The 6,024-nt window shown below is 47.4% G+C and carries 5 protein-coding genes and 2 pseudogenes; 1 reads left to right on the top strand and 6 read right to left on the bottom strand.

Going from position 1 to position 6,024, the window contains the following annotated elements; genetic code table 11:
- Nucleotides 1-158 precede the first annotated feature (158 nt).
- Nucleotides 159-530 carry an ACT domain-containing protein gene (locus M3090_RS14605; protein WP_249057558.1) on the top strand — a complete coding sequence of 124 codons (372 nt, stop codon included), beginning with the start codon at nt 159-161 and terminating at the stop codon, nt 528-530.
- Between the two features lie 400 nt (nt 531-930).
- Here M3090_RS14605 and M3090_RS14600 read toward each other — a convergent pair whose 3' ends face one another.
- The 6 genes and pseudogenes from M3090_RS14600 to M3090_RS14575 all read right to left on the bottom strand — a co-directional run.
- Nucleotides 931-2,466: a mobilization protein gene (locus M3090_RS14600; RefSeq protein ID WP_249057556.1), complete on the bottom strand. Its 1,536-nt coding sequence runs from the start codon at nt 2,464-2,466 to the stop codon at nt 931-933.
- 336 nt (nt 2,467-2,802) lie between these two features.
- A pseudogene (locus tag M3090_RS14595) lies at nt 2,803-3,509 on the bottom strand (hypothetical protein).
- A gap of 34 nt (nt 3,510-3,543) precedes the next feature.
- Nucleotides 3,544-3,891, bottom strand: a complete 348-nt coding sequence (locus tag M3090_RS14590) for a hypothetical protein (protein WP_249057551.1) — start codon at nt 3,889-3,891, stop codon at nt 3,544-3,546.
- Nucleotides 3,892-4,115: 224 nt separating this feature from the next.
- Nucleotides 4,116-5,309: a primase-helicase family protein gene (locus M3090_RS14585; protein WP_410553272.1), complete on the bottom strand. Its 1,194-nt coding sequence runs from the start codon at nt 5,307-5,309 to the stop codon at nt 4,116-4,118.
- A gap of 16 nt (nt 5,310-5,325) precedes the next feature.
- Nucleotides 5,326-5,631 (bottom strand): helix-turn-helix transcriptional regulator, encoded by a 306-nt coding sequence (locus M3090_RS14580; protein ID WP_249057547.1) that lies wholly within the window; start codon nt 5,629-5,631, stop codon nt 5,326-5,328.
- Nucleotides 5,632-5,772: 141 nt separating this feature from the next.
- A pseudogene (locus M3090_RS14575) lies at nt 5,773-6,024 on the bottom strand (hypothetical protein); the annotation flags it as partial.

The following is a 6,024-nucleotide window of genomic DNA, read 5'->3' as shown; positions in this document are numbered from 1 at the left end:
GGGAAGTATCGCCACCTATTTAGGCATCACGCAGGCAAGTCTGAGCAGGATTAGGGCACAAATAAAGTGACGTTTATCTTTTATTCCAGCTGGAAGGAATGGATGCAAAACCTTGAAAGAGAAGCAACCTACGTATTTATAAATTTGTAGAGGACAACATGATGGAAATAAAAAAGATTAATCACGATTTTTCAGTGTGCAAAGTAGCGGATTATTCGCTTGTAAACTTAAATGCGGAATACTGTTTCATCGGGAAAACAGATGAAGAAAAATCCTTGGTATGCATTACCGGCGATGTTCCGGCCAATGTCACTCAACGTGATGATGGGTGGAAAGGTTTTCGTATTCAAGGGATTTTAGATTTTTCTTTGATTGGCATCCTATCTAAAATTGCAGAGATTTTGGCCCAAAACAGCATTTCGATTTTTGCGATTTCAACTTATAACACGGACTATGTTTTGATAAAAAAGGAGAATTATCAAAAGGGACTGAATATTCTCAAACACTCAGGTTATAAAATTGTAGAGTGACAACTTGGCCTTCTGTTCTTCTGGAAACCGTTCTTCTGCTTCAATCCGCTTAGAAACGGTTTTCAGCTCTCTTCCCAACTTCCGTGATTTTCCCCTAACTACTTAATTCACAGATTATATTGCGTTAATCTGCCGAATTTCGGAGGTTTTTCCACAGATTCAATGTAAAATCGTTTGAGGTTATGCAAGTACTTCCTGATGGAAGTGCCTTGGCAACGGTAGAGGATATTTCTAACATTGGAATGGTCGTTTTATTCCTTGCTAATAAGGGAATTTCCTATTATGACGACCAAAAATAAATGTGCCAACAGGTAAGCGTGTAATGCAAATTGGCGCATACAAATATATGATGCGCAGTGAAATGGAAAAAACTGTTCCTATAGTTGAAATTATGGATTAGTTATCGCAATACAACTCCATTTTTCTGTATTGAATTGATTTTCCAATCATACGCCCCCTCTGCGACATCGCCAATCTCTTTGAGTGTATGGCGATGTTTTATTTCGTCAAATGGCTGGCGGCTCTCCGCATAATCACAGAGCCATGCTCCGACCGCATTTTGCTGTTCAATCGTTTCCCCGTACTCCTGCATCACGCTCTTGATGTCGGCGGCTTCGGACGGGGCAAAGAAAGATTGGTACTGCTCCATACCGAAATGAACAATCGCATCAATGGCTCGCTTAAAGACCTCGTTTGCCTTGTAAAGAATATCGGCAAGCATGTTCAGAATATGCCTGCTCGCTTTCAGCGTACTCTGCAACAAGCGGATGGTCATGTCTTTCTCCGCCGTGGCTTGGCCCACCGATTGGCTGATGCGCTGCCGCTCGCCGTTCTTTTGCTCCTGAAGCTGCCGTACCGCCTTATCCCTTTCAATGGCAAGTGAACGGCTCTGCACCAAAGCCCTGTCACGTTCCGCTTCGGCTTTCTGTTTTTCTGCGACCAATGCCTTTGTCCGTTCCTCCGCCTTCTCCTTTACGGCTTCGGCAAAGGCTTTTTTCATGCGCTCGTTCTCGGCTTTCAGCTTGGCGTTTTCCTTTTCGACCGCTGCGGACTTGCCGACCCCGACAAGGCTGCCGAAGCTATCCAGTATGCTGTCCACTTTCGCCTTGCGCTCGTCTTTGAGTTGCTGCTCCCTTTCGGCAATCTCACTGTCGAGGGAAAGGCGGTACTGTTCTTTCGCCTTGTTCTCGCCCTCTACGAATAAAAGTTCCGCTTCGGCTTCCTCCTTGGCAGCGATGGCGGCTTGCCTTGCGGCTTTCGCCTGTTCCGCTTCCTGCTTCTGCTTGGCGATGATGAAGTCCGTGCGCTCCAGATGCTCCTTGCCCGTCACCTCCTTTGATGTGCCCCTTTCCATTTCCAGACACTCAGCCAAAACGGTCTGCATTTCGCTCATGGCTTTCTCGTCCAGCTTGCAGGATTTTCCCGTTTCGTGGTTCATCCAATCCCATACGATATGTGCGTGTAAGTTGGGCTTCCATGTGGCATTGTCGCCGGGTACTCCGTAATGCCCCTCGTCACGGTGGATGAAAACCTGCAGGGCTGTGATACCCCAACGCTCCCTGCACACCTTGCAGAACTGCCGCAACTGCTTCATCGTGGTGTCGTCCTTGATGACGACCACGCCCTCCTTGAGCGGAGTGCTGCCACGGACGATGGTCACCTTTCCTGTCTTCTTGTTTACCCGTTCCCGGTCTTTGGTCTGCATCGCCCGACCTGTCTTTTCCTTGACCATTGCGGCTATCTGATTGTAGCGGTCGGTGAGCGTGGCTTCACCGAAATCAGGTGATACCCACGTCTCGTTTCCTGCCATGAGGTCGGTACGGATGTAAAATTTCTCATTGCGGATATTGGCGAGATATTCCGCTGTCCGCCCATTGTGCGCTTCGCTGCTGCCGATGTTGCACGGCTTGATGTTGATGGATGTTTTCTGTGCCATAGACTTGTCTGTATTTTGGGTTTCACTTCGGGTTATTAGAGCAGAGCCTTAATCGGAGGGTGCAGGGAGAGGGTCACTTCCTGCTCCGGGTTCTTAGGGGTGGAAGCCACTAAGCGGAGTTTCCAAAGAGGAGGTCACTCTTTGGTCGGGTTGCACAGGGCTGAAAGTCCTTGCCGGGTTCTTAGGGCAGAGCCATAAGCCCCTCGAGAGAGCCCACAACTTCGGAACGCAGCGGAGAAGTTATAGTGGGCTATATCTGGGCAAGCCCAGTCAGTCACGCCACGCCAACGGAGTATCGCTGAAATCCTGCGCTGTGCGCTCGTCAGCCCCTCCCGGCTATGGTCGGTCATCCACGCCACCAACCGTGCCGTCCTGCGCTTCTTTCGTGCTTTCTACGGGCTTATTGCCATGCTGTCGTTGCCGTTGTCTCCGGCATGGGTATTGTCTGTTTCGTCTTCCGCATCCACTCTGTTATCCGACCTGTCGGAAACCACAGGCGAACAAAGGGAAGAAAGGGCGGCTGCTCCGCCTGCCATGCTGTCCGTATCTTGTGCTGGACATTGGCAACCGTCCGGCACGGAACACGGCTTGTTCTCCGATGGCATATCATTAGAGTATGGTGTCCGCACTCTGTCTGCCTGTCCTGTGGAAACTGCCGCAGGCTTGACATAATGGGGGTTGGTCAGCAGGACACCATCCACATACCACCCCGTCAGGAAATGCAGGGTGTGTACGGAAGTGCGGTTGTTGGTTCGGGTGGTCAGCATACCGAGCCTGTTGAAGCTGTCAATGAGCTTCCCGATGGTCTTGCGGTTGCAGCCCATGTACTCTGCCAGTTCCACATCGGAAGCTGCTGCCTGTCCCACCTCCAACTCAATCTCAACTCCCTTGATACGGAGGACGGTCTTTGTCCGCACGGCTGCGGTCATCAGCCTGTGCAGGCACTTCTGTCTGTCGATGGCGGCTTTGCCGTCTAAAAGGAAATCCCACTGCCCGGCGGAAAGGATGGTGCAGTAATGTATGGTCTGTTCGTTCTTGCACATAGTTTATGATATTTACAGGTGTTACACTGGTCAACTACCTGCCCATGCCATACCTTTGTTCCGGCATGTGGTATTCCCTGTCCGCTGCGATGCGGTTCAGCACATCCTGCAAACGGTCAAGCTGGTCGTGGTCAAGCACCCGGATGGCACTGATGGTTATCTTCTGCGTGGCAATCCTGCGGTGGGCGATGTTGTTCTCGCTCATCGTGCCGTCACCGTCCGCATGGACGGAGCGGAGGTAGGCGTTGACCGCATCCGTCTGTTCCTTTGAAGGGTACGGTGCTGCCCACCTGTCTTGAATGTAGCCGACCATTTTGCCGACCGCATCCGCCAAGAGCGGATTGCGCTGTGCGATAATTGGTATCAAATCTTCTTTCTTCATGTGACTGTTATTTTAGAAGTCTTGTGATTGTTTATTTCTCGTTGATTTTGTTGACTTTGTTGAGAGAGTACCGACAAAAGGGAAAATAAAAATCGCATCCAACGGTTTAGGATTCTACTTTTCTTTTTTGGCCAGCAATTCTGTTGAAAACTGTTGAGACTATTGTTGAATCATATAAGCCTTGCTCATACGTTTCTCCCTATATTTCATCAAATTCAACAAACTCAACGATAGTCTTTCAGAATTTCTCGGGTGACGGTGTAAAAGCGACCGACTTTCTTGGGTGATGCTGAATACTTCTGTCCCGGCAACACGGATATTTGGTAAGTGGAATAAGACAGCGCATTGGGAGCAGGCTCCAGTTTCCAACACTGTTGCAGGACATTCCTCACCTGGTGGCGTTCCACTCTTACCATAGAATAGTTGAACAACGCCAATAGGTCGTTGATGCAGAAATCCACCACATTCACCTGCATGCAGTCCATGATGTCGAACAGCAGTTCAGCCATGTCAAGTTCTATGCGGCTCCGGTTGCAGCGGATGATTTTCTCCAATGCTTCCGTGCGTATGAGTGACGGCGAAAACCACATTCGGCTTTCTTCTTTGGTTGTCAAGTCACGATGCAACAGATAGTGCAGAAATGCTGGGATTTCGTCTTTCAATTTCTGTAGAAACGAAGTATCGTCCTTCTCCAATCGGCTAACCTTCCTTACCCAATAACGTGTTTCCTCCGGCTCAATGTAAACGGGAAAATTCTCGTTATTGGAACACAGCACGAACTTAGCGAAGAACTGCACTTCATAACGGTCTTTTCCTTTGGATTCCATTTTATAGGAATGGGCTGTGCTAAGGTTCTTCAACCGTTCGCTATCCTCACGGCGGTTGAGCAGCACCTCATCCACGACAATCATCAGTTTACCCGCCCAATCCGCATTAAACTGGCTGCGAAAATCCTCGTTGGTATTGAACGTGACATTCTCCTGAAACAATGCTTTCAGAAAATTCAAGAATGTACTCTTTCCCGTATTCCGTTCTTCCGAAACCAACAGGAGTATCGGCAGCTTCTGCGTTGGTTTCAAGTATAATAGTTGGAGGTAATCCATTCCCAACTCATATTGTTCACCGAAGATATGTTCCACCAACGAGCGGATATGCTTGAAATCGCCCTCCACAGGGATATGGGTTATCGGCTCGTAAAGATTGTAGAAGCCTGCAACTTCTTTTTGATAGTTAATATGACTCGGTACTGTACAAAAGCCATTATACTTTGTGATGGAATGAATATTGTTTTTTCCATAGTCCTGCCGGATAGTGCCAAAGCTCCATTGAATCCGGCGGGTGATAGTTGTACCATCGACCAAAGGCTGCTGCACTACCTTATATATTGTAGTACCTACCCGAATATATAATTCTTCCATATTGTTCCTCTTGGAATTATACATTCAATTCACTACAGCCAGAACCCTGTACTTTCGATTTCATAAGTGAAGCAATCTCTCTTTTTGAGTAAAGATTACGTCCACCTAACTTGTGAACGATGATTGTACCCTCTTTCTGCATACGCCACAAAGTGGTGTAGGTGATATGAAGCCGTTCACATACTTGGTCGCGCGTATAGTATTCGTCACTCTCTTCTGATGTTAAATCGTGCTGAGATTTCTTTCCTACCAACTCTTCCACTAATTCGGAAACAACCTGCTTGAGGTCATCCTTCTGTAACATGATAAAATTTCCTTGCATAATATGTTGTTTAGATGATTATGCTGCGAAATTATTATAGAACACAAAGAAAGCACCTCGGTAAAAATCGTGTCGATTTCTGCCGAGGTGCTTTTAACAGGATAGCGTTTCTTTTTAACTAATCAAACGTTTATGATAGAATCAATATACATTGGGGGAAAGCAAGGTACGCAGTCTTATGCCCATCAACTTCGCTTGTTCCCTTCCTGTTTGAATAGTTTTTTCTGATAAGTTCAAATTATAATCATAGTCGCCATGTTCATTGATAATGGCACAATAAAGGGCTTCTGCCCAATCAAAACCAAATTTGAATCCAAGGGCTGGGAACCTCTCCAAAATGGCAGTATGAAAAGTTCGGTAATTGTAAGAGTCATTAAGCAAACCGCCATTAGT

Origin of the sequence: Bacteroides sp. ET71 (assembly GCF_023336905.1) — a bacterium.
GTDB lineage: Bacteria > Bacteroidota > Bacteroidia > Bacteroidales > Bacteroidaceae > Bacteroides.
Note: the sequence above shows the minus strand (reverse complement) of the source record. Positions and strands in the feature narration are given on the sequence as shown.

Coding starts and splice junctions, on each gene's coding strand:
- M3090_RS14585 (WP_410553272.1), bottom strand. CDS start 5,309: ATGGAAGAATTATATATTCGGGTAGGTACTACAATATATAAGGTAGTG.
- M3090_RS14580 (WP_249057547.1), bottom strand. CDS start 5,631: ATGCAAGGAAATTTTATCATGTTACAGAAGGATGACCTCAAGCAGGTT.
- M3090_RS14590 (WP_249057551.1), bottom strand. CDS start 3,891: ATGAAGAAAGAAGATTTGATACCAATTATCGCACAGCGCAATCCGCTC.
- M3090_RS14605 (WP_249057558.1), top strand. CDS start 159: ATGATGGAAATAAAAAAGATTAATCACGATTTTTCAGTGTGCAAAGTA.
- M3090_RS14600 (WP_249057556.1), bottom strand. CDS start 2,466: ATGGCACAGAAAACATCCATCAACATCAAGCCGTGCAACATCGGCAGC.